This is a genomic window from Halorubellus amylolyticus (genome assembly GCF_034808145.1).
Taxonomy (GTDB): domain Archaea; phylum Halobacteriota; class Halobacteria; order Halobacteriales; family Natrialbaceae; genus Halorubellus.
Window position 1 is genome coordinate 619,512 of the sequence record NZ_JAXHGM010000002.1, and the last position, 21,645, is coordinate 641,156.

Here is a 21,645-nt window from a genome sequence, read left to right on the forward strand (position 1 = left end):
GTCGACGCCTGTACAAACGCCGACAATGAGCACCTCTCACCACACTCCCCACACCCCCACGACGACGCCGGCTCCAGCAACCCGTGCGGTCGCTCCTCGAACGACGACCCACCTACCGGACAGTACAGGTCGACGAACGCCTCCTATATACCCACTAATCGTCACCCGACTCACACCAGAATACAGTCGCGTTCTCACGCAATGAAACCACGTACCCCAATCGACTCGCCACGCTCACCGTCGGAATCTGCTGAAAACTACTCCGTCAGGGATTCGAACCCTGGCCCTTGCCGTGAGAGCGCACATCCGCCCTACCGCACTCTAAGGCGTTCTGAGCGCGTTTCTTTTCCCGAATCGGCTGTTTTCGGCCGTGTGAGTACGAAATTGAGTTCGAAACAGAAAAAGAACCGGGTGAATTGCCGGACAGGCAAGTACGATTCGTTGGACTGCCCTCGGTCTCTCTCCGGACAGAGCACTGGCGCGGGTCAAAGGCGGCTCAAACTTCCTTCGGACTCGGCCGCTCTCGCGCATCTCGCCAGCGCGCTCGCCCCCTGTCAGCGCGGGAGCGAGTTCCAGCACGCCATGCTTGACTTCGCCGCCGATGTCTGTACCGCCCGTACGCCACAGTGCGAGACGTGCCGGCTCAAGGAACGCTGCCGGAACTCCGGGTACGATGACTGATCGGGTGCGTCTCGAACGATGAGTCCGATGTCGATCTCGTCATCTGGTCTACCATATTACACGCCGGTATAGAAACCGTGATTTCCGAAATCGTGATTTCTAAAATCGAGAGTTCTATTTGAGTGGAGGAGATTCGGAGGAATTCGTTGGTCAGGACGTCGAACTCGACCAGCAGACGTGCCACGCCTGTCAGCACATCCGGTATAGGCCCCATCAGGGCACGTTCCGATGTACGAATGAGGAGTGTTGGGTGTCGGAGTACCAAGCGGACTTCAACGCAGCAGCGAACATAGCCAGCCGGCTGAATCCGTGGAGACAGAGCCTGCCTTGGAAATCGGCGGGTGATGACTCGCCTCGGAGCGGGGGCCAGTGGCAGGCCCACGAAGACACGTCACTGAGCGAGGGACTCCCATCTGAGAAGTGGGCTTCCGATGACAACGTGTCGTTTAGATCACCACGTAATGTGGGAGCGGGGACGACGCGGGAGATCGGTGACGCGAACACGTCTTGAAACCTCAATCCAGCATATTGCTGGCATTCCACCTCTGCTGGAAGCCCCGGCGTTCACGCCGGGCGAGGATGTCACCTTACTCTGCGGGTTCCGTCCCTGAAGACGGAGGTGGCGTCGAATCCGGGAGAAAGGAATAAATCATTATCGCAATAATCATTATCCAGAGTCTGACCTTCTACGACCGGACGGAGGAGCTAGATGCTCTCGAAACGGCGTACGAGTCGCCGGGCCACGACGTCTACGTCGTCTACGGCCGACGTCGCGTCGGGAAAACCGAACTCATCAAGAAGTTCTGTACCGACCGGTCGCACATCTACTTCCTCTCGGCTCAGGAGGCTGAACATCGTCAGCGTGAGAAGTTCGTCGAGAAGGTCGCCGACTACTTCGACGACCGCGTTCCCCGCATCGACGGCTGGGACGACGCCTTCGACTACCTCGGCGAGAAGCTCACCACCGAACGACTCGTCGTCGCCATCGACGAATTCCCCTACCTAGTCGAGGAAAACGACTCCCTCCCGTCCTACCTCCAGTCATTCGTCGATAAACACCTCCAGCAGACGGACTCGATGCTCGTGCTGTGTGGGTCGAGCGTGAGCACGATGGAATCCGAAGTGCTCGGTCACGAGAGCCCGCTGTACGGTCGCCGGACGGGACAGATCGACCTCCAGCCATTCACCTTCCGCCAGGCCCGCGACGTCATCACGTACGACCTCGAACGCGCAATCCAGTCGTACGCCGTCACTGGTGGCACGCTGATGTATCTCTCCCTCTTCGACTACGAGCAGCCTCTCAAGTCTAACATCCAGACCCGGATGCTCTCCCCGACGGCCGTGCTCTACAACGAACCGGAGTTCCTCCTCCGGACCGACCTCCGGAACCCTGCGCGGTACATGAGTATTCTCGAAGCGATTGCGACCGGCCACACGACGCCCAACGAGATATCGGGGGCGACGGGTATCGATGTCGGCCCGCTATCGAAGTACCTTCAGACCCTTCGCCGCCTCCGGTTGATCGACCGCGGGGTGCCCGTGACGGCGTCGGCGAAGCAATCCAAGCGCTCGCGGTACCTCGTCGTCGACGAATTCCTCCGGTTCTGGTTCCGGTTCGTCGAACAGAATCGTTCCAGCATCGAAGAAGCACCTGGCGTCGTTTACGACGGAACCATCGAACCCCACCTGTCCGATCACACAGCAAAGACGTTCGAAGACGTCTGCCAGGAGGCCGTCTGGGAGGCCATCCGCCGTGGCGAACTCGGGCCGTATTCCGAGGTTGGACGGTGGTGGTACGACGAAGAGGAGATCGATATCGTCGGACTTGCACCGGATGGCGACCGCATTCTCTTCGCGGAATGTAAGTGGACGAGCACTCCGGTCGGCCACGCGCTCGCGTCACAACTCCATAATAAAGCCGAGCGAGTTCGCTGGGGACCGGACACGTGAGAGGAAGAATTCGTGTTGTTCTCGAAGAGCGGGTTCGTCGATGGGCTCGTCGACGACCTCGGACAACTGGTCATTGTATGGGCTGCGCGAATTGGAAGCAGTTCTGTAACGCAACCGTTCTGCACGAAACACCGTATCGTCAGATTGGCGACTTCCTGCCGTGAACGTCGTCGCCGACGCCGGCTTCGACGATACTCTCCCCGACGACTGGACGCTACGGAACCTCGGACTTTGAGCCAGTCTCTTCAGGTGGACCAGGCCGAGTGCCTCGGGACTTGACCCCGAGGCGGTTCACGAGGCGAATGGAGCTGAGGACGAACATTGGGTAATGCCCGTCTCGGCGTATGCCGAGGCGCTCGTGGGTGAGGGGAACCTCCCGAAGGGTAACGTCGCCGGCTCTCGGGCTGACCTCTCGTGGGGCGAAAAGTACGCGGTGAACGAGCAGATGGCAGTGACGGCGGGGGAGATCGCGGACGGGGTCGGGCCGGGCGGGCCATATCTGGATGGACTTGACGCGCTGATCGCAGCGGTCGGTCTTGAACTGGACGCGCCGGTTGTTTCAGCTGATGTGGATCTCACTCACGAGGAGACGAAGAAGGGGGTCGACGTCGATTCCAGCCCACAGCCACGACTGCTCACCGTTGATTTAGACAGCGGTCTCGTCAAGAGCGACCTCCGACAGTGCCCTGTCGGCGGGTCACATCAGCTATCACCGAGTCGATGTAACCAGTTCTAGACCGCTTCATGAAAGCGCTCAACGCCTAATTCCGAGAGAATCGTGGCTATCTTTCTGAGTGAACAACCAGTCTGATGAAGCCGGGCGGCGAACGCCCTGCCGGAAATCGCCGTCCGTTCGTTCTCCCAATCTTCTTCTAAATCTGCGTCGTAGCACTCGCTGAGCAGGTCTGCGAGCATCTAACCAATTCACTCAACGACCTGCTCGTTCCTCAAACTGGCTAAACTAGACAGTGCTCTCATCCCCAACAATTTGCAGAGGCAAGAAACCGGGCTGGAGGGGCAGAATTAGGTCGCCTCTTTTTGACCAAACCCATAAAGTACAGAAGCAATAAAAGTGGTTAAGCCTATGCCAAACAGTGAATAAGCCTCAAAGAACTGGCTCACCCCAATTCCCAATACTATACTAAATAATAGAATATCTTGAGAGCCTCCAGTTACTGTTTTCCGATATTGGTGCAAAATTGTTTTAGTGATCAACAAAATATATGACAGACCTCCAATTGCTCCTGCCGTCAAAAACAAGCGAAAATACGAGTTGTGAGTATGTCTACCCTTGAATTCTTCAATAACGTACGGCTGAAGATAAGTTCCCGTATCTCCAGCACCATACCCTATGATTGGTGATTTGCCGAATGCTCGTAAAGCGGCGTCCCAGATATGAGGTCTACCTGTGAAGTTTATTGGTAATGGAATGATACCTGATGCAGCGGCCCAAACGGCGAGAATAATTATAATAGAGCCAATCATGGCGAGTATGGCCATATTTCTGAAGAATATTTTTCCATAAAAATAGAATATAAGGTAGAGAGAAGTTATAATTATAAGGAGTAAAATGCTGCCCCGAGCTGTAGTCAAATATAAACCGAAGGAGTTTAGAACGAATAGTATCCACCCTTTGAAACTGTTCTGCTGGAGTCCTTCCTCTAATGAGGCTCCTGCGCCAACCGCAGCAAGAACGCCTAGTTGGTTGGGGTTTTGAAGAACGGAACGAATCATTGGAATCTTACCTACAACTGGAATAGAAATGTCTCCACGCCATGCTACCAAAGTTACTGGACCGATCTCCATGGGCCCTGTGATGACGGGAATAAGCCCTAATAAAACCAACAATCCGCTTGTCCGTGACACCATGCTTAGGAAAAAAGACAACGATATTTTTCTAGGCAATATAATCAAATTGACTACTAATACAGGCAAATATAAAACAACTCTCAGTGCGTCCCTAGCACTGGCCGTAGAATCCATCATATCAATTAGCAAATTTAGGGAGTACAGAGCAAATATAACTAATAGCACTAAATAGATGTACCGCTGCGCCACCAGGTTTACATCTTCGGTCGATACACAATAAAGCAAGAAACCAGTATACACCACTGCTACAATACTATAGCCCAATACAGTCGGTATGAGGTAAGAGTACGCTGCAATAGGAGCAATTAATAAAAGTATTGTCCAAATCCTAATGTACGTTTTCTGTAACCGTGCCTTACGCATTAGCTTGTCTCACTGTTCTCAGCATAAAAATCCCATCGAACCTCGCTTTCGTTCGAATCTCCAACTAGTCCAGTCTGGAGCGATATGCAGGAGAAGCAGAGAAGGTAAAGCGGAGGAAGCAGTCAATGTAGGAATAGATGGCCATTGCCTCCGCTATAGAAAGAGTCACGGTTAGCTCATGCACGATCAACATATATCAACACGAGGTCCTTCGATTAGCTTTAAAATAGAGGTTCCAAATGAGAGTTCTACACATAGTTACTGATTCGTTTTGGGGCGGGGCTCAACAAATAGTCAAATCTTTAGCTATAAATGTGCCTGGAGAAGCAGCAGTAGCTTGTGGACCACAAGGCCGGCTTATAGATGAGCTAGAGTCGCATAACGTGCCTGTTTATATCCAACCAGCGCTGCAAAGTGCACCGGCACCAAGAGCGGATATTGCCACTCTCCGCTCTCTAATTGGATTGATCCGTGAGTGGGAACCAGAGATAGTGCACTGTCATAGCACCAAAGCGGGCGCATTAGGCCGAATAGCGAGTTTCATTGCAGGGGTCCCAAGTGTTTTTACGGTTCATGGGTGGGGTTTCTACAATAGTCAATTTGCGACCGTACAACCCTTCCTTTGTTGGGGAGAGCGAGTTTTGAATGCATTCACTGATGAAACGGTTTGTGTCTCAGCTAATGATCTGGAACAGGGGCGGAATCACTCAATACTAAGTGATGATCAAGGCTGTGTTATTCACAATGGAATCCCACGTCCTATGGTGGATGACGACATTAACCTCAAAGACCAACTCGATATTGCCGAAGACAGAATTACCATAGGAGCTGTTGCACGTTTATCTGAGCAAAAAAATCCGGTTGAAATACTCGAGGTTGCAGGTCGGCTACAGCAGAAAGGTTTTGCAGTCACGGCAGTACTAATCGGGGGTGGAGATCTGAGAGAAGAGTGTCAAAAATACGCAAAGGAGCAAGGCATTGATGCGAGAATTCCGGGATTCTGTGAGGATGCTTTGAGTCTGCTATCAGGACTTGATATATTTCTGCTTACCTCCCGTTTTGAGGGACTGCCACTTACAGTACTTGAAGCAATGCATCTAGGCATTCCAATTGTCTCGTACGATATCGGTGGTGTTGGAGAAGCCGTCGTCGATGGTGAAACAGGATACATCGTGGATCAGATGGACACCGAAGCTTTTGTCGGTTTAACTGAAAAACTTGTAAAAGATGACCGGCTTCGCAAAGACTTTGGAAGAGATGGAAAAAAGCTTGCGAGAAGTAAATTCACTGAAAAACGCATGGCTCAGGAATATAACCAAGTGTATTCTGAGATCTATTCTAAGTAACCCAGTTCCTTCAAATGTTCTTCAATCATCTCTTCGTCGTCAACCCCCTTGAGCTCGCCAGACCGACGTTTTTCCATTTCATCCAAATGGTTCTCAAGGCAGTTATTCAACTCTGAGTAAGCTTCATTCGAACTGGATAGTGTGTCCGTTTCTGAAGGGCATTCTGCGATGTCGAATAGAAATTCCCCATCTTCACGATGGCGCATTAGTTTCATGCCGTCTGAACGGCGGACTGCAGCATGATCTCGATTCAGGTCTTCCCCTACGTCTATAAAGACATGCTCTCTTGGACTTACGCTCTCACAGGACAGATCAAAAGGAACGCCGTCCCACTTTGATGGAGGATTCATCCCGAGGTGAGCCAATACTGTTGGCGGTAAATCAATCAGGCCAATCTGCTCATCAACTGTTCTGCTCGACAACTTTGGTGATGAAATTGCAAGGGGGACATGTACGATCTCTTCCCAAAATTCCTGAGGATGTCCACCACGCCTATGTTCTCCGTGCATATCACCATGGTCGGCCGTAAATACGATTAACGTGTTACTTAATTGTCCCCGCTGCTGTAGAGTCGAGAGAAGGGTGTCAATCTGGTCGTCAAGATAACTGCACTCCGCTTTGTAAAGTCGCTGCTGGAGTTCCCAGTCTTCACTCGACAGTTCCTCAGGGTGATGAACTGCCTTTCGTGATAAATTCTGGCACCTGACTCGGTCAACTGGCTCATCAAGATATTGACGTTGATACCTATCTGGTGCCTCGTAAGGAGCGTGAACGTCCATGGGGTGCAACCAAGCAAACCACTTACTTTCATTTTGACTCCATTCAAGAAGCGAGTCGACTAGCGCTTCAGATCGGACGAACCGACTTTCTTTACTGCTAAAGCCAACAAACAGATTGTCAAGGATATGGTAGAATCGTAGGATTGTTTGAAAGGTAAGCCCCTCTTGGTTTAGATTTTTTCTCAGGAACTGTTTAAATGCCTTTAGATTAGATGTAGCGTCGGTGTCGGACATATGTTCGATTCCGCGATCATAGTTGTAGGCACTAGACGCAAATCGGTTATCTGTAAATCCTGCAGTAGAGTAGCCTTCATCGCTCAATTCCTCTGCCAGTGTTGGATGGGGGTCATTTTCTGCACTCGGGATCCCAAATCCATCCGTAGCTCCGGAGTATCGACTACTCAGGATTGCAGGGAAAGACCATGGCGTGCCAGGACCGTTGGCAATACAGTTTGTAAAGTTAATACTTCGTGAAAATAATTCTGCTGTACGCGGCATAATATCCTCACAAACATGGTCGTTGCGTAGAGCGTCTACGGTGATATAGAGGACATTCATTGTGGGGAAGCAGTGAATGTGTAGTTAAAAAACCCTCGAATTGACTCTCTTGATAACTCCTACTAAAATAGTGATTTGATTCTTCGTCGCAGTAGATTCTGGCATTCAATGGAAGCGTTAATCTAGCGGACCTAAGCAGATGGAATGGGTGTATCCTTACCAACGCACTGTAATCCGTCTCGGTTGTTCAAAAGTCTGCCATCGGCAATCCAGGCCAAGCAACCGAAGACGGTGAAGGGGCAAGCTAGCTTGGAGAACCATCGCGCTCCGCGCTCTCAGAGAGAATCTCAGTTACTCCTACTGACAGTTACTTGACGTTATTCACGGAATGCCTCAAATCGTCCTCAAACTTGACTTCATGGCACATGAAATCCACGAGTACATTTCGTTTGAGCACGTAAAATGAAATAGAAGTTATGGGTTGGGGCGTACTCCTCCGGGTCTCGGTTGATCTTCAAGAATTTGGTGAGGACAAGCGATTGACGCAGTCAGCTCCAACCAATGTGCAGCAGGGTGACGCTATCCTTGGCGCTATAATCACAAGGTTTCTTTGTGCGTAACCGGAAAGCCAAAACACCAAGCGTAATGTGCAATACCTTGAGTTAGGATTATGAATACAAATGAAGAAATCAAAGTTGCCCACTCAGAGGCGCTTGATCGAGGTGGGGCACTGGTCGTGGCAGAGGAGATCGCGCGAGTGGTTGGGTCCGAACTTTTTGTTGGTTTTGAAAACCCGAGAGTCGTGGCAGATGACATACAATCCACAGAACTCTTTCAATCACATTTAAAACGAGAATTAAGTCATCGTTCAAGTACTATCCGTGACCTATGTTTCTTTTTCGACTGGCAGAATGTGCCCGAACTCCATGAGGCCGATATTCTAATCGAAAGCGGGAATAACCCGGCATGGTACGTTCCTGGTGATGACCAATCAATAATTAGGTATGTGCATAGTCCACCATATGCGGCATATCACAGGTTCCACGACGTGGGAACCAACATTATAAAAAAGGTTTACGCGACTGCCCTTCGGACACTCTACCTCCAGACGATTCCTTACCCTGACATATGGATTGCAAATAGTGAACTCGTCGCACGGCGTATTGAGAAATACTGGGGGATCGAGGATGTGCGAGTCGTGTATCCCCCTATTGAAACTTCGAATTATTATATCAGCAAGGATTCTGATTACTTTTTCACACTATCTCACCTAAGAGGTGAAAAACGGATTGACGAGATTGTGTCTGCTTTCGAGGGCATTGAAGAAACTCTTCTTGTCGGCGGTGATGGGCCAGCGAAGGCTGATCTCGAAAAAGAAGCGCCAAAGAATGTCCAGTTTCTTGGCTGGTTGACGGAAAAAGAAAAGCGAGAGCATCTCTCGAAGGCTCGGGCTTTCGTATTCAACGCCGATAGCGAGGACTTCGGTATCGCTCCCGCTGAGGCACTTGCATCGGGTACCCCAGTAATTGGCGTTCGTGACGGATATACTAAAATCCAGATCCAAGATGGAAAGAACGGTTTACTCTATTCAAGAGGCGTGAAAGAACTAAGAGATAGTATTGTTAGTTTTGATATATCTCTATTAAATTGGGGGCCAGAGGAAATTGCAGCAGACGCAGAGAGGTACGCTAAATCCCGGTTTAGGCGGGAGATTATTCAGGCGGTTGAAGATGCGTCCGATGAGCGGGCTTCTCTATTGGGTCCGAGTAATCCATGACTCAAGATGATAGCTCTGTAGATATTAAATCCGAGACGATAATCGGAGGTTTCGGCCGCTCACTTCTATTAGTTGGTGGGTTTGGTGAGATAATTTTATTGACCAGATATTTTAAACCCAGTTTGGTAGGGTTTTTATATATAGCCCTCGCAGTTGCGCAGGTTGCAAGTCAAACTGTCGAAGGGTTCACCATCGCAATCAGAAAAAAAGTGAGCGAAGCTGAAACAAACCCACCCGATTATCTCGGTTTAGGTCTTCTGGCGGGGTTTGTATACGGTATAGTGGTGTACGCAGCCTACGCTATAATTTGGTTATTACTTGACTATCGACCATTTGAAATCTCAAGTGAAGTTGCTGCGTATGTCGCCTTCGTCTCTATTGCTCTAGGTTTATTTGTAGTTGCTAAGAACACATATAGCGGACTTGGGAATCCTGGCAATTCGATGATTCTGAATGCCGGGCGGACAGTTCTTCGGGTGATCCTTGTCATTCTCGTCATATCCATTAACGGTGGAATAGTTGAACTTCTAATATCAGTGGCTGCTGCGAATCTTGCATTGACAGTGGTAATTCTCTCCATCATGCGGGTGACTCCCCGAATTCCAAACCGAAAAACAATATTCGGCACGATGACTTTTGCTAGGTTCAGTATACCTAACGCATTCGTTTTGAGACTGTACTCACGGCTTGATGTTATTTTGTTGGGTATCTTGGTCGGTGGTGCAGCAGCAGGATATTATGAATCCGCTCTTCGTCTAACTGTGCCCGCAATTACTATTTCAACAGCAGTCGGCCAAGCTTTGACAGTCAAAGCAAGCGAAAAGAGCTCAGCGGGCCTTCTCAAAACGAATGATGTCTTATCGTATCCTCTACGATACGCAGGTGTATTTGCCTACCCGATGATTATTGGCGCTGTTGTGATTGGTGATCAAGTTCTCAAACTATTCTTCACACCGTCTTATCTTACAGCATGGTCAGCACTTATTGGCCTATCAATCTATCAGTTAGCACATAGTTATCGAATACAATTTTCAATGTTAAGTGATGGTATCGGTCGTCCAAATCTGAACCTTTATATCAATACGATTACAACAATTGCCTATTTACCCGTTGCAGTTTCGTTGGGGCTAATATATGGTTTAGTAGGTATAATAATCGCAACAGTTACAACCGAATCAGCTAGAATAGCCCTATATCTTCGCTATCTAAGAACCGACAGTATTGAACCAGCTATCCTTGCTCAAATTGCTCCTCAAGTGGTAGCTGCAACACTGATGGGAGGACTGATTTATATAATTCGTAATCTTGTTAACGCGACCTCAAACCTAGGGGTGGTTCTCTTGTTGATAATCGGCGTCACGACCTACGTACTATCGCTATTGCTACTTGATGGGGGCCTAAGAAGTCTTGCTCGAAATCGTGTGGCGGTGTTCCGATCAGCGTAAAGAGCGAAGCGGAGCGATTTTTTTAGTGCCTCATGCATGAAATCGCTTGCCTAAACGGATCAACCGTGCTCTGAGTCAGAATTTGTGGAGTGAGAGACGACACTGGAGCGTGCAATGCAGCTCGCTAACCGTCTCCATCTCGCTGGCTTATAGCTTTCTTCTAAAGCCTTGATTCTCGGTACCTTTGGTGTCGAACGGGTACGTTCGACCGTCCATTATTTGGTGTAGAAAGCTAACCTACAGCCCCTTGATGGGGTGAATCCGGACCACGTCGCCATCGACGAGACCGTGATCCACGCCGTTAAGACGGACACGTTACCGTTATTTACTTCCCTTTCTTTCGAGTCTCTCAGAGAATTCAACGCATTCGCTCCGGGTCCAGTTTGGCAAAGACCTTCGCTATATGGTCCTCTGACTGAGTTGTGGCTTCGATCCACCGCCGTTGAGAGACGCAACCAATCGGTTGCTAATCGATCTATAATATGTCGTAGATGCAACCTGTCTCGAGGCGCCGGACGGCGAACGCTCTGCCGGGCCTCGCCGTCCGCTCACGCTCATTAGCTTCTTCTAAATCTGCGTCGTAGCACTCGCTGAGAAGGTCTGCGAGGCCCTTGACCAACTAACTCAACGACTTGCCCGTTCCTATAACTGATTTAACCATTCAGTCTCCCATAAGGGTTAGTTTCTTGAGCCCTGGCGTAAATATGTCGATAGGTATATGACTTGGTTCCATCATGCCCTCGTCACTGGCGGTGCAGGCTTCATTGGCAGTCACCTTACTGACCGACTCGTTGAGAACTGTGAAGTCACGGTTTATGACGACTTCTCTAACGGTGACGCTGATCACGTCCCTGAGGAGGCTTCTGTCATTCAAGCCGATGTCCGCAAAAGGAAGCCACTCGCCGACGCCGTCGCCGAGGCAGATGTCGTGTTCCACGAAGCTGCGCAGGTTAGCGTCCAGCAGTCGGTCTCCAATCCCAAGAGTAGCCAGGAAGTGAACGTTGATCCGATGCTGACGATTCTGGAATCTGCCCGAGACACGGACACACGCGTGATTCTCGCCTCCAGCGCCGCACTCTACGGCCATCCGATCTACCTCCCAATCGATGAAGAGCACCCGAAAGAACCTACATCTCCCTACGGCCTCGAAAAGCTCACCGCCGACCACTACTGCAGGCTCTATCACGATCTCTACGAGGTTGAGACGGTCGCACTGCGATACTTCAACGCTTATGGTCCGCGCCAGCAGGGCGGCGACTACAGCGGCGTCATCAGCATCTTCCGTGACCAAGCTTTGGCTAATGACGACATCACTGTCGAGGGTGACGGTGAACAGACTCGGGACTTCGTTCATGTCGACGACATCGTTCAGGCAAACCTCCTCGCCGCAACCAGCGACGACGCAGTCGGCAAAGCGTTCAACATTGGAACGGGGGATAGCATCACGATCCGCGAACTCGCAGATACCATCAAGAACGTGACTGACTCTGAGTCCGACATCGTACACGTCGACTCCCGCGAGGGAGACATCGACCGTAGTGAGGCATCGATAGACAAAGCACGAGAGGTTCTCGGATTCCAGCCAGAGTACACCGTTTTCGAGGGGCTCAGAGACTATCTCGGACAAGGTCGCCCCTGAGCTTCCTTCAAACACGTTCACACTACAAATCTCAGCCGGACCAATCTCGTGGAATTTGCGGAATATTTGTAATCCATGTTAGCGATTCTGTGGGGATATCTAAACCAGAGAGATAGTAGTGTCTACAGTAGGGAACGGTTCAGATGTATGCAGTGGTGAGTACCCTGTTCCGAAACGGAACGCTGGTGTCTTTTGTTGTCTCTCCATCACATCTGAAAAGGTCAGTCACGGAAAATTTAGAAGGTTATCATGTTCAGAGAATTGTTTCCACTGATATTCTAACGGGTGCACATATCTTTGCACCGAGGGCAAGCCCTACAGTCGGAACTTGATGAATGTCTATGCTCCAAGTGACCGAACTGCTTTAGAGCGCACCGCTCGTTGAACTGCTCAACACACCCAGCAGCGTGGACAGACGAACAAACTTCGTCGTCGAAATGGTCCGCAGACTCACTCAGGAGGCCGACACGGTATTACTGCGTCAATACTTCGAGATGCTCTGCAGCATTAGTTAGAATGTCGAGTTGCGATTCCCGAATCGCGGACGAGGCAGAAGTGTGAAGAGGATTTTCCATTTCCGTCGGCGATTGGGTGCTGAAGCGTCATCGGCCCATCTTCAGCAACGGTTACGTGAACTACTGCATCATCGGGGAAGGTTCGTTGGAAGCTGATGAGGAAATCGAGGGGGTACGTCGATTCGACGTCGGCGGAGTGGACGATTCGCGCTTCGTCGGGGCCGAGCTCGAAGTATAATTTGTCGTCGAAGTCGTCAGTAAGTCCGGTGATGGCTTGATTGTTGTCGTCCATACTCACGGTCAGCTCTGCACCACACAGGTTCGCAAGTTCCACAGGGAGGTTCATCGTCTGGCCGGAGACGACGACCTCTGCAGGTTGGTCGACGTCGGTCCGGTTCAATGGAGCAGGAACGTGTCTCGAATCCAGAAGCGCGGCGTTGTAAGTGATTGAGTCCGTTTTCAGGGTGAATGTCTGCTCTTCGATATCGACGCTAATGGTCACGTCGGCTGGTCGCTTGATCACGAGCGGGATGTCGCTGAGGACATCGGTATCGAGGCTGGTCTGCATGGGTGCTGCATCGTATGACTCGAAGGCTGCTGACGATAGCGAGATATCGCCCCACGCGTGGCGTGCCTGTGAGACAATTCGCATCTCCAGGCTGGATTGGTCGATGGACAGGCGTGCATCTGTATGAAACAGGGAGGTTACGGCAGTGACCGCGTCGAGTACATGCGCCGGTAGCGTGGCGTCCAACATCAAGCTACGCCCCACGGGAGGAGTTGACCATGGTACTCGCGGAGCGCCCGCTGCGTGGGTCAACGGTGGATTCGTGGTCAATCATGTTACGGTTCGGTCGAGGATTTACGCGAGAAGACGACGTCGACGATTCCGAGCAAGACTTCGTAGTACGTGACGTTCAAGCGCAGGCAGTACGTCGGCGACGGCGCTCTGGTGATCAGTGTGTGGAAGTTGTCGTAGAGCATCCCGGCATTGAGGAGGAACCACTGGAGTGTCGGGTCGGAAGTGCTCGTCGGTGCACCGAAGTCGTATTTCAACTGTCTGAAGAACGTCTCGATAGTCCATCGCTTGTGATACCGGTCGTAGACGCTCGAAAGATCGGTATCTGCTGGCGATAGGTCGGTGAGGTATGCCATATGGGTGGCAGAGTTCTCGCTCCTGAGCCAAACCGGAATCGGGTGGACGTAGAGGTTGGGGCCTGGTGTACCGTCGGAGAAGTCGATGTTCTCGCGGAAGCCAGTCTCTCCCTCGGGTGTCTCGTCTAGAAGTTCTTTGACCGCCCTTGCGCTTCCCTCGGATGGCCCACTCGCGGTCAGCGCTCGCTCGACACATTCTGACGGCGTCTCCATCGTAGAACTCTCGATCGATGTGGACACGCCCGATTTCGCCTTGCTTCGCGGCTTCTCGTAGCAAGTAGTGGAAGTGTCCAGTCGTATCGCTGTTGTCGGTGACGAGGTCGATACCGGATGCGAACCATGCCTCGATGTTCGTCACGCAGAGTGCCGCGAACTCCAAGCCCTGCCCGGTCTCATTCGTTTTGGGATTGTTGAGCACAAGTTCCCCGTCGCCATCCCATTCGAGCCACGTCGTGTCGAGGGCGAAGTCGTACTCGTCTTGGAAGAACCCGAACTCGGCTGCGAACTCGACGAACCGACGGATGACGGCAGCGAACATCGGCCGCACCTTGTTGTGATCTAAGGACCTGATGAGCCGACTGACTTGGCTGGCCGTCGGAACTGCATCCGCGTCATAGTGCCACGTTGCAATAGGTCTCGCAGAGCTCAGCCCGTTGCTCAGAGCGGCCTGCGCAATGGCGGCGAAGATTGTCGTTACAGAGTGTGACCGATTGCTTGCACGGTCGAACGACACCGGCTCTAACACGTCGTCGAGAAGGAACCGAATCCAGTTTCGGATAGCAGCCCGTCGTGTCGCGCCGGAAATCTCTCGCTCGTCGATCGACGGTGAGGCGTAGATCCCATGATCTCGAACGACTGAGTCAGGTGTCGGAGTTCCATGCCGGAAGGCAGTATGAACCGCACGGATAGCCGCGTTCCTGACAGCATCCCGCACACCCGCCTCTTCGAGACGGTGGTTCGCGCGCCAGAACGTGGACTGGTCGGGGCTGACTCGTACCCCAATGCAGTAGCGACCCCGGTTGTGTTCGCTAGATGGTGGACGAGTGCTGGCCACGAGTTCAGCATCCACGCGTCGTGCAGGATGATTGCCCGGACGTGCCGTGCTGGCACGGAAAGCTCCGTGGGGGAGAGTCCTTCTGCGTCGAGCGGCCGCTCGATATACTTCTGAATCGCAGCATCGAAGTTCGCTGCAATGTCTTCGGTTACCTCCGTTACGACGGCGTCGTCGCTGGAGCTGACGTTTGCCGCGGCAAACTGAGCTGTGAGGTGGGCTCTGTGTTGCAGTTCGGTGACGTCGTCGACAGGATACTCAATCTCGATGTCCTGGCCACGGCTTTCGACTGCTCCATACCCGTCCCTCCTCGAATCGTGATTGTACGTGATATCGACGTCGATATCGAGGATCCGCAAGAGGAGCGAGCCGGCCTCGCGCAGAACTCATTCTCGGACTAGATAGAGGGTCAGTTCCTCGCTTTGAGCTGATGGACGTTAGTCGTCGTGAAAGGTGTTGTATGTGTCTGCTCCGACCATCCAAATCTGTCGAATCACGAGCTTGATGTCGTAGGTGAATGATTGGGATTTGACGTACTGGAGGTCGTAGCGGAGTTTTTCGTCTGGATTGGCGCCGGTGACGTCGTTGACCTGTGCGAGACCCGTCAGTCCGGGTTTGACGAACCAGCGTTTCCGCCAGTCGGTGACGCCAGTCTGGATGTCGGCGTCGATGGAGGGCCGTTCGGGACGGGGGCCGACGACGCTCATGTCGCCCTTGAGGACGGACCAGAGCTGTGGGATCTCGTCGAGGTGCGTCTGCCGGAGGATTCGACCCATCCTGGTCACGCGGTCGTCGACGCCGCCGGCGTCTTCTTCGCTGATCTTCGCGCCGGTCTCAGCTTCGGCGTTCTCGACCATCGACCGGAACTTGTACACGTCGAAGGTGTCCCCGAACACCGCTGTCCGCTTCTGCTTGTAGAGTATCGACCCGCCGTCGTCGAGCTTGATGCCGACTGCAACCGCAGCAATGACGGGACTGAGGGCGAGCAGTCCGACCGTGGAGAACGCGACGTCGAAGGCCCGCTTCAGGACGTAGTCCTGGACGTCGTAGGGTTCGATGTCGATGTCGACGAGGTCTCCCACGTCGCCCTCCGCCGTCAGCACCGAGTCAGCGTGGTCGCGGTGGACTTTAGCGGCGACGCCGTGTTCGTAGCAGGCGTCGAGGGCGCCGAAGAAGTCGGCGCGGTCGGTGTGTCTAAACGCGAGGATGACGGTATCGACGTGGTGTTCGACTAGGACGTCCTCGATGCGAGAGAGGCCACCGAGATGCTTGAGTACGCTTCGTTGGATACCGCCGTCCGCTATGGCTTTCGAGGGCTTAGATGTCGGACTGTCCTCTACCGGGGGCGTCGGGCAGAGGTACCCGATGAGCGGTGTTTCGATTTCCGCGGCGAGTTTCTGGACCTCCTGTGGGTCGTCGCCGACGATGATGGTGCGCTCGGGCGTACTCTCGGGTCGACGTCGAATCCAGACGAACCACAGGGGGAGGGCGACGAGCAGTATCGGCGTTACCGCAAGCAGGGTCTGCCGGGGGAGTTTGTACGTGTAGTCGAAGTACCCGACCGTAGCGAGCGCAAATATGGCAACGAGGAGCCGCTTCTGTGCGAGGCCGACGGTGTCGAGTATACGTCGGGGGCGGGGCTTGTACAACGGGAGGAAGACGCCCGTGACGACAGCAACTGTCGTGACGACCTCGTAAACACCTTCGAGGCCGCCAGGCGCGTCCGGCGACAGTCGATTGAGGATCGGGAGAGTCCCGATGATTTCCTGCCCCGTCGGACTGTTGACTATGGAGACAGCGAGTGCTGTCAGAACCGCAACGCCGACGGCGCTGCCCACCCGGTAGCGCCAACCCCCATTCATATTCACCTAATGGGGACCGGTACGAGTTAAATGCTCCGAACATGACACAGAGAGTGATTGTATTAACCTGCTATTCTTGCTGTCATTGACAGGATACAGCTGCCTGAGGCATAACAGTTCTCGAATCAAGACCACGAATCACGAAAACGACAACTGAGATGCGACTCGATGCCGTGAACAACGGGCGGGATAGCAACGCACCCACTGACAGCACGACCATATCGTACCCTGTGGCTGTCAACATAGACACTTGACTGACCGCCCAAGCATCTTGGAACCCTGGGTTAAGACAGAACGGTTTCAAAAATGGATAAGTTCAATTGTTGCACCAGATCAAATCCACTTCGGACTCCAGAATGAGTCTGTAAGGGTGTTTTAGGATATTTTGAGAACAGCAATTGAACATGCAAGAACCGTTTTGTGGGTTGCTTTCGCCTTAGTCCGAAGATTTCTCGTACCAGGTCAGCTCAGGTACTACCTATGCCGGGGGCGTTATTGTGGGTGGAATCCGCTTCTCGTCCAATCCGAATTCTAAGATTCCCTTCCTGAGTGCCTCTCATTGACAATCCCATTATCTGGTGTGGGAGCCTTGCAAGTGGGTTGTCTGAGGGCAATCCCTTATCCGTAACCTCGGCATAGTGTAACACATTACACATGCCCGATGGCTATCCGATACGGCATTCAGATTCCTTCAGACCAAGCTCAGCACAGGGCAGCGGAAATTACACGACGAAATACAGGTATCAGGATCATCCGGAGAAAGCAGAGTACGGGCCGGTAGCTAATCGGTTCACCGAGGAACTCAATCTCAGTCACCCTGCACCTGACATTCAGACGCTACGGAGGGAAACGCATCTAGCCGCGCAACTACACGAAGACAACCGGAATCAGTGGGAGTCAAACTATCCATTCGAGAATGACGGGTCGACGCTGTACGACATCGCTCTCCTTGAGGTCGCCGAAAGGGCTCTCGATCTCGAAGGTATCGACCCATCAGTGCTCGACGTCCCCGAACGACGATTCAAGACGGTCTTTCTCAAAGAAGCGCGAAACCCTTCTACACCCAAGGACTTCTTCAAGTACCTCGAACACGCCGAACCGGTGCTCGCCGAGCTCGGATACGGTAGGCCGTCAGAGTTCGTGAGTTCCGAGACGCTTCGTACCGGAGCGAACGAACGTCTCCCTGGAGAGTTGGCTGAACTGGAGGGAGGTCGGGATGCTTTCAAAGCAGCTGTCGTTCGAGCAGTCTATGCAGTGTTCCGGAACGGAATCACGCCTCCGGATGCGATGAGTACAGCATACGGATTCGACGCTGTTCGTCCGCTACTGTACGAGAAGTTGGTCCTGCGCCCCGCGAAGAAGGAAGCCCTCAAGAATTGGGTTCGACTCCTCCTCGACGAAACACTGCAGCCCCTCACGTTCCATCGCAAACAACGGCAGATAGAGATCTCACAGTTCGTCGGACTCTTCGCCGCGTCTGCACTCTACGATTGCGAGGGTTCCGAGAGTAAGGATTTCAGCGAATCGGGTCAGGAACCGATTGCGACTCTGCAAGCTTTGGCTGTCGCCCTGTAATCGCTTCTGAACTTGCGGCTCTTACAGCTACACGGTCGAAATCTCAGTGCCGTTATAGCTCACAGAAGCGATCTTGACGCAATTTTACACACTGATAGTCACTGGAGTGCCTTTTATGACACTCTAATACTGTATATCCGATAGTTTAAAGATTAAACTGACGATGTCCCTCTCTATTCAATCGAATATTCGTTGGGTGGCCCTCTGAGGTCCTGCGTTTTCACACCCTCCCCGAGGGTATGACACGAGATCCGGGTCAATCGCCTTACTGCGGCGGAATGTCACTGACACCCCTTTGTGTGACATAAAATTTAATTATACTGTTAATTTTTGCATGTTTAATAGCGTGAGCGGGGACGGGGAATTCCTCAATACGTCTTTTAAAACCGTTCGTTTCAATGGATGTGGAGAGTGCCCTGATTCCGTTTTATGCAGGACTAGTCAATCTTTGAGCTGGCATGATTTATGGTCCCCTGATGTTGGATTGATCCAGTAATGCGGACCCGGAAACCGGCGGACTTTACTTTCGATATCCGTCGTTGTTACAATATACTAGATTAACACTTAGACAATAGTTCTGGTTGAGGGCTTACTGTTATACATTTAGCGTAGAAACAGTAATTATGCAGTTCCAACCTCTTGATGACGGCAAGTGGCGTGTATTCCTCAGAGTAGATGAATTCGAACAAATGTTGCAGAGCGCCGAGGGGCAGCGGGCGCGGACGGTTATGTTTTTGATGGCCATTTCACTCCGTGTCAAAACAGCAGCGAACCTCCTCGTGGGCCAATTCTACCAAGATGATGAAGGATTCTGGTGGGTTCACATCGAAGCTAAAGATGCGACTGACCGAGACCGTGAAACGAAACCACGAGAAGTACGGGTTCCACGTTCCGTTATTGAAGAAGTAGAATCACACTTGGGGAGCGACTTAGACAAATTACCGGGTGATACGGCGGTTTTCAACGTTGTGAAGCGAACACTTCAGCGTGACATCGAAGACGCACGGGAGAATGCGGCCATAGCGACCGGAACCGAGAATTATTTAAAGATCTCGTCTCACGATTTCCGTCGGTATTACGCCAGTCACTACTTGTATCGCCTTGGTGTCGACAAACATGCTGTACGTCAGATGGGGGGATGGAAGAAAGTCGAACATATGGTTGAGTATCTCCTGCTACCGCGAGACCTACTGAAGAACCGACTCGCTGAAGCAGGAGTTTTAGGTCAGAATCCGCTGACAATGACGAACTCGGGTCCAGCAGACCAAGTCGACGCAAACTTCGACACTATTGAATTCCTCGGATATCAGGTTGACTCTGATGACGTCAACGAGACACTCCAAGACCGTCTCTTGGAGTTAGGTGAAGAAGTTGATGGCGTTCGGGTCCTGCTTGACGACCGAGACGCAGGTAGTTCAGAAGACACCGTGAGTACGGATGAAGCGACGCGCCAAGCTTCCTTCAGCACAGACTTCCCTGATGATGAGAGCGGGATAATAGATCTCATAATGGTAGCGAAAGCCGCGTATGTCTCGACAGTCGTCGCAGGATCGTGGACGGTTACCCTCGCCCCGCTATTCTGAAGTTTCATACTAACTTCAGGATAAATAGATTCCGAAATACCATTGAACTCTTGAATCACTCATCGAGTCGAAGAGCAGCTGTCTGACGCACGTTTATATCTATTCGGACATCCTTTGGATTAAGCGACGCCCGAGAACTCCCCGCATCTACAATCCCACGATGCATAGACCTCTCTGGCAGAACAAAGCGATACCCCAATCCCCGGTATCATAGTTATTTCCCGACGCGAGGCCAGCGCGTCGTCGGACGTCGCGTGTCAGCAGCGCAAATAGCCAGCGGCACGCGAAACCAATGACACGAGAACTACCCCCCTGGACGCGATGGAACAGCTCGATACGACTATGCAGACGGAACGCTCACCGTCAAGCGAGAGACCGAGGCGAACAAGAAGCTAATCGAAGCAAGAGGCAGTGACCGAGACGGCGACTGGACGCGCCGCTTCCCCGCGACCCGGACCTCCGTTGAGGTTGGCGATTACCTCTGGAGCATTCCGGATAACTGGAGGAAGTGTTACCATAAGACGATCGGGGACACATCGAACGATCGCATCTACCACATCACCGAGTCAGGCGAGTTCGTCCTCACTACTCTCCCTGATGAAGACAGTTACCTGGTTGATGCTCACCCCACCGTCGAAACAGTCGGAAGTATAACGTGGACCGCCCGCGCGGATATCGATCAAGATGCGCTCGGAGATGCCCTGAATAACGTCTAGGAGCCCTCCAGGGGAGTTTGACGATGCAGTCCGCGACGTCCTCGAATACGCCTGTGATAACCCGATAGACGCAACCGACGAGACCGAAGAGATTGTCAAAATACACAAACTGGAGCACATAGAAAATACAAGACAGATCGTGGAGTCCGCGTTCGGTTCATTCGATGGGCCGTTCCCTCCGAAGACGGAATCTTGACCCATCCGGAATACGAGCGCGAAAACGAAGTCATGGTGCAAGTCCATCACCTTCTCACCGACTTTGCTGTCGTTTTAGAGTCTCCACACATCTTCGTGCCGGTCCGGTAGGACGCGATGCAACTCCGGTAGCATCCGACAAGGCACTCCAATCTTCGGGGCCGGATTCCTTCTGCGACGGGAGCTGTCTCGAAGTGCTCCCGCATCGCCGCATCGAAGGGCATTCCAATGCCTTCAGCGACATCTGTTACGACGGCGTTGCGGCCAAGGTTGACGTCTGCCTCGCCGAAATCAGCCCAAAGATGCCCGCTGTTTTATGGTTCGTTGACGTCTTCGACTGGATGTTAGACGTCGCTGTCCTGACCGCTGCTCTCGACCGTCCCATCTTCGTCCGGGCTCGAATCGTGTGTGTGGGTGATATCCACTTCCTTCGGTTCCGAGTCAGCGCTATTTTTCTGGACATCAGTGTGACTTACAGTCGGTGTCGGGTCGTCTTTGTCTGCCATTATTCTACATCGTAATCGGCTCGGGTATAAGTCCTACCCCGTGGTTAATCCTCACCTTTCGCTATATTACAGAATCAATCTCGAATATAGCAACACAAAATCCCTGTAAGGTGGAGGTTCAATATCGACCGTTCTAGAAA

13 protein-coding genes and 6 pseudogenes are annotated in these 21,645 nt (G+C 52.2%); 10 read left to right on the forward strand and 9 right to left on the reverse strand.

Annotated features, from left to right (window positions below):
- Positions 1-17 precede the first annotated feature (17 nt).
- A pseudogene (locus SM754_RS20505) lies at positions 18-131 on the reverse strand (hypothetical protein); the annotation flags it as partial.
- A gap of 1,228 nt (positions 132-1,359) precedes the next feature.
- On the opposite strand from SM754_RS20505, the pseudogene SM754_RS08815 reads away from it, so the two are divergent.
- Both SM754_RS08815 and SM754_RS20510 read left to right on the forward strand, forming a co-directional pair.
- A pseudogene (locus SM754_RS08815) lies at positions 1,360-2,740 on the forward strand (ATP-binding protein).
- Positions 2,741-2,923: 183 nt separating this feature from the next.
- Positions 2,924-3,244: pseudogene (locus SM754_RS20510) on the forward strand (PIN domain-containing protein); the annotation flags it as partial.
- Here SM754_RS20510 and SM754_RS08820 read toward each other — a convergent pair.
- Positions 3,218-3,546, reverse strand: a pseudogene (locus tag SM754_RS08820) (transposase domain-containing protein); the annotation flags it as partial. The pseudogenes SM754_RS20510 and SM754_RS08820 overlap by 27 nt on opposite strands.
- Before the next feature lie 108 nt (positions 3,547-3,654).
- On the reverse strand, positions 3,655-4,863 hold the full coding sequence (locus SM754_RS08825) for an O-antigen ligase family protein (protein WP_323675852.1): 1,209 nt from the start codon (positions 4,861-4,863) through the stop codon (positions 3,655-3,657).
- Positions 4,864-5,102: 239 nt separating this feature from the next.
- Here SM754_RS08825 and SM754_RS20515 point away from each other — a divergent pair, with 239 nt between their 5' ends.
- On the forward strand, positions 5,103-6,209 hold the full coding sequence (locus tag SM754_RS20515) for a glycosyltransferase family 4 protein (RefSeq protein WP_501993765.1): 1,107 nt from the start codon (positions 5,103-5,105) through the stop codon (positions 6,207-6,209).
- On the opposite strand, the gene SM754_RS08835 is transcribed toward SM754_RS20515, so the two are convergent.
- Entirely contained in the window at positions 6,197-7,546 is a 1,350-nt protein-coding gene (locus tag SM754_RS08835; RefSeq protein ID WP_323675854.1) for a sulfatase family protein, read from the reverse strand. The genes SM754_RS20515 and SM754_RS08835 overlap by 13 nt on opposite strands.
- Positions 7,547-8,156: 610 nt before the next feature.
- Here SM754_RS08835 and SM754_RS08840 point away from each other — a divergent pair.
- From SM754_RS08840 to SM754_RS08850, 3 genes and pseudogenes are all read left to right on the forward strand, one after another.
- Positions 8,157-9,263: a glycosyltransferase gene (locus SM754_RS08840; RefSeq protein ID WP_323675855.1), complete on the forward strand. Its 1,107-nt coding sequence runs from the start codon at positions 8,157-8,159 to the stop codon at positions 9,261-9,263.
- Entirely contained in the window at positions 9,260-10,708 is a 1,449-nt protein-coding gene (locus SM754_RS08845; protein ID WP_323675856.1) for an oligosaccharide flippase family protein, read from the forward strand. The genes SM754_RS08840 and SM754_RS08845 overlap by 4 nt, the downstream gene beginning before the upstream one ends.
- A 120-nt stretch (positions 10,709-10,828) precedes the next feature.
- Positions 10,829-11,002: pseudogene (locus SM754_RS08850) on the forward strand (IS6 family transposase); the annotation flags it as partial.
- A gap of 199 nt (positions 11,003-11,201) precedes the next feature.
- Here the strand turns inward: SM754_RS08850 and SM754_RS08855 are convergent.
- A pseudogene (locus SM754_RS08855) lies at positions 11,202-11,327 on the reverse strand (IS6 family transposase); the annotation flags it as partial.
- 99 nt (positions 11,328-11,426) lie between these two features.
- Here SM754_RS08855 and SM754_RS08860 point away from each other — a divergent pair.
- Positions 11,427-12,347 carry an NAD-dependent epimerase/dehydratase family protein gene (locus SM754_RS08860; protein ID WP_323675857.1) on the forward strand — a complete coding sequence of 307 codons (921 nt, stop codon included), beginning with the start codon at positions 11,427-11,429 and terminating at the stop codon, positions 12,345-12,347.
- Positions 12,348-12,854: 507 nt separating this feature from the next.
- Here the strand turns inward: SM754_RS08860 and SM754_RS08865 are convergent.
- Both SM754_RS08865 and SM754_RS08870 read right to left on the reverse strand, forming a co-directional pair.
- Positions 12,855-13,619 (reverse strand): hypothetical protein, encoded by a 765-nt coding sequence (locus tag SM754_RS08865; RefSeq protein WP_323675858.1) that lies wholly within the window; start codon positions 13,617-13,619, stop codon positions 12,855-12,857.
- Positions 13,620-13,705: 86 nt separating this feature from the next.
- Positions 13,706-14,230, reverse strand: coding sequence for a hypothetical protein (locus tag SM754_RS08870; RefSeq protein ID WP_323675859.1), 525 nt, complete (start codon positions 14,228-14,230; stop codon positions 13,706-13,708).
- Between the two features lie 819 nt (positions 14,231-15,049).
- Between SM754_RS08870 and SM754_RS08875 the strand changes: the two genes are divergently transcribed.
- Positions 15,050-15,469 (forward strand): hypothetical protein, encoded by a 420-nt coding sequence (locus SM754_RS08875; RefSeq protein ID WP_323675860.1) that lies wholly within the window; start codon positions 15,050-15,052, stop codon positions 15,467-15,469.
- A 36-nt stretch (positions 15,470-15,505) separates the two neighbouring features.
- Here SM754_RS08875 and SM754_RS08880 read toward each other — a convergent pair whose 3' ends face one another.
- Positions 15,506-16,930: a sugar transferase gene (locus SM754_RS08880; protein ID WP_323675861.1), complete on the reverse strand. Its 1,425-nt coding sequence runs from the start codon at positions 16,928-16,930 to the stop codon at positions 15,506-15,508.
- A gap of 654 nt (positions 16,931-17,584) precedes the next feature.
- Here SM754_RS08880 and SM754_RS08885 point away from each other — a divergent pair.
- Together SM754_RS08885 and SM754_RS08890 are read left to right on the forward strand one after the other, a co-directional pair.
- Positions 17,585-18,505: a hypothetical protein gene (locus tag SM754_RS08885; RefSeq protein WP_323675862.1), complete on the forward strand. Its 921-nt coding sequence runs from the start codon at positions 17,585-17,587 to the stop codon at positions 18,503-18,505.
- A gap of 623 nt (positions 18,506-19,128) precedes the next feature.
- Positions 19,129-20,088 (forward strand): site-specific integrase, encoded by a 960-nt coding sequence (locus SM754_RS08890; protein ID WP_323675863.1) that lies wholly within the window; start codon positions 19,129-19,131, stop codon positions 20,086-20,088.
- Positions 20,089-21,343: 1,255 nt separating this feature from the next.
- Here the strand turns inward: SM754_RS08890 and SM754_RS08895 are convergent.
- Entirely contained in the window at positions 21,344-21,505 is a 162-nt protein-coding gene (locus SM754_RS08895; protein ID WP_323675864.1) for a hypothetical protein, read from the reverse strand.
- Positions 21,506-21,645 lie beyond the last annotated feature (140 nt).